At 44.7% G+C, this 2,558-nt stretch carries 3 protein-coding genes; 2 read left to right on the plus strand and 1 reads right to left on the minus strand.

The window, feature by feature from the left end; translation table 11 throughout:
- Positions 1 to 236 precede the first annotated feature (236 nt).
- Positions 237 to 503 (minus strand): YciI family protein, encoded by a 267-nt coding sequence (locus tag O9323_RS15505; protein ID WP_002736524.1) that lies wholly within the window; start codon positions 501 to 503, stop codon positions 237 to 239.
- Between the two features lie 160 nt (positions 504 to 663).
- Here O9323_RS15505 and O9323_RS15510 point away from each other — a divergent pair, with 160 nt between their 5' ends.
- On the plus strand, positions 664 to 1,215 hold the full coding sequence (locus O9323_RS15510) for a 2'-5' RNA ligase family protein (protein WP_288125392.1): 552 nt from the start codon (positions 664 to 666) through the stop codon (positions 1,213 to 1,215).
- Between the two features lie 147 nt (positions 1,216 to 1,362).
- A partial coding sequence (locus O9323_RS15515; RefSeq protein WP_288125393.1) for an FAD-linked oxidase C-terminal domain-containing protein occupies positions 1,363 to 2,558 on the plus strand: 1,196 nt, incomplete at its 3' end.

Genomic DNA, 2,558 nt, shown 5'->3' on the forward strand with positions numbered 1-2,558 from the left:
TTAAATATTGGAAGAAAGGTAGTCGGAGAGGCCGCCTTTAGCGGGAATCCGATAGAGAGGTTCGTAGTTAACCCAGTACGGGTCAAAGCGTACAAAGCTAATTCTAGATGCAATATTTGCGTACAGAATTAGTAACTATTAGGGAGTAATATTTAGATAATCAACAGCTTAACATTGCCGTCTTTTCACTGATTACTGATTACTGATTACTGATTACTGTTCCCTGAAAAGCTAGATTACTCTACGACAATTCGCCATTCATGGAGTTCGTATTCCACACAACCATTCTCGATTAAAGGATCGCGAACTATAATTGCTTGAGCCTCCTCAAGAGAATCGGCCTTAAATAATAACATTCCGCCGCCCCTTTCTGCCCAATAACCAGTTTTTGCTGCTCGTCCTTGGCTAATTAAATCACGCACATAGTCCTTATGGGCGCTGACATAGCGATCGAAGGTAGTTTTATCAACAATGCCTTTTTCTATCTTGACAAACCAGGGCATAAATTCTCAGGAGGCTAGGACTGATTAACAATCATATAATTATACCGATTAATCTTGACCGTCGAGGGTGCAATATAACAGAGATATACAATTAGCTAGAGTTGTGGAAGACTGCTAGAATCGAGGTGACAGCTTTATTTCTGTAGCTTTGCTTGCTTCCATGAATCAACCCCAGGGATCTCTATTTTTTATTGCGCTTTTGCCGCCGCCAGAAGTACAGGAAATTGCCACAAAAATCAAGTTAGAGTTTGCAGAAATTTACAATAGTCGCGCTGCCCTGAAATCGCCTCCCCACGTCACTCTCCAACCCCCTTTCCGGTGGAATTTAGAACAATTACCCGATTTAGAAAGATGTTTAGAGGAATTTGCCCGCTTGCACGCTCCTATTCCCCTAATTCTCCAGAATTTTGCCGCCTTTAAACCGCGAGTCATTTATATTAATGTCCAGAAAACCCCAGAATTATTAACCCTACAAAAACGGCTTTTACAGCAGCTAGAATCTTCCTTGAATATCAGCGATAATGCCTCAAAAAGCCGAGCTTTTTCGCCCCATTTAACCGTTGGCTTCCGAGATTTAACTAAAGATAATTTCTGGAAAGCTTGGTCAAAATATGCTGATCAAGAGCTATTTTTTGAGGTGATAATCGATGAAATTACCCTCCTAATTCATAACGGCAAGCACTGGGAAATTTATCGGCAATTTTCTCTATAATCCAGACCCTTGGGGGTTTCTATCTACAGAGGAAGGGGTTCTAGTGTTAAAATAGGAGAGAGCAGTTTTTAAAGCTTCATTTCAGGCTTTTTTGCGATATTTTAACCTATAGAGCCATTTTACTGCGACTCCGCCGCCCTGAAACCTATGTTACTCAAAAATCCCCCGAAAATCTCCCCCAATCTGATCAAACAGCTAGAAGCGATCCTCGGTAAAGATGGTGTCATCCGTCGCAAAGATGAATTATTAACCTACGAGTGCGATGGTATTACAGGATACAGACAAAGACCAGCTCTTGTGGTGCTGCCTCGCAGCACCGCAGAAATTGCGGCGGTGGTGAAACTCTGTCACGATAACGAGATTGCCTGGGTAGCGAGGGGTGCAGGAACGGGCTTATCGGGAGGGGCGTTACCCTTAGAAGAGGGGATTCTCATCGTTACGGTGCGGATGAATCAGATTCTCAGGGTTGATTTAGATAATCAAAGGGTGGTGGTGCAGCCCGGGGTGATTAATAATTGGGTGACACAAGCGGTAAGCGGGGCGGGATTTTATTACGCACCAGATCCCTCTAGTCAAATTATCTGCTCGATCGGCGGTAATGTGGCGGAAAATTCCGGCGGGGTTCACTGTTTAAAATACGGTGTCACTACCAATCACGTTATGGGCTTAAAAATCGTCCTTCCCGATGGTTCAATTATCGATGTGGGGGGGGCAGTACCAGAACAACCGGGCTACGACTTAACCGGTTTATTTGTGGGTTCCGAGGGAACTTTAGGCATTGCCACGGAAATCACCTTAAGAATTCTGAAAACTCCCGAGTCTATCTGTGTTTTACTGGCTGATTTTACCAGTATCGAGGCGGCGGGCCAAGCGGTGGCGGATATTATTAAATCGGGAGTGATTCCGGCGGGGATGGAGATTATGGATAATCTCAGTATCAACGCCGTGGAAGACGTGGTAGCTACCGGTTGTTATCCCCGGGATGCCGAGTCGGTTTTATTAGTGGAATTGGATGGTTTAGGGGTAGAAGTAGCCAGGAATAAACATCGGGTTGCCGAGATTTGCCGTCAAAATGGGGCGAGAAATATCACCACGGCTAATGATGCCGAAACCCGCTTTAAACTCTGGAAGGGAAGAAAAGCGGCTTTTGCGGCGGCGGGGAAAATTAGCCCTAATTATTTTGTCCAAGATGGGGTGATTCCGCGCACTCAATTGGTGTCTGTTCTTCAGGAAATTAAGGCTTTAAGTGAAAAATACGGTTATAAAATCGCCAATATTTTCCACGCCGGGGATGGCAATTTACATCCGTTGATTCTCTACGATAACAGGGTAGAGGGGGCCTG

It is taken from the genome of Microcystis sp. LE19-131.1A, from assembly GCF_027532015.1.
GTDB lineage: Bacteria > Cyanobacteriota > Cyanobacteriia > Cyanobacteriales > Microcystaceae > Microcystis > Microcystis ichthyoblabe_A.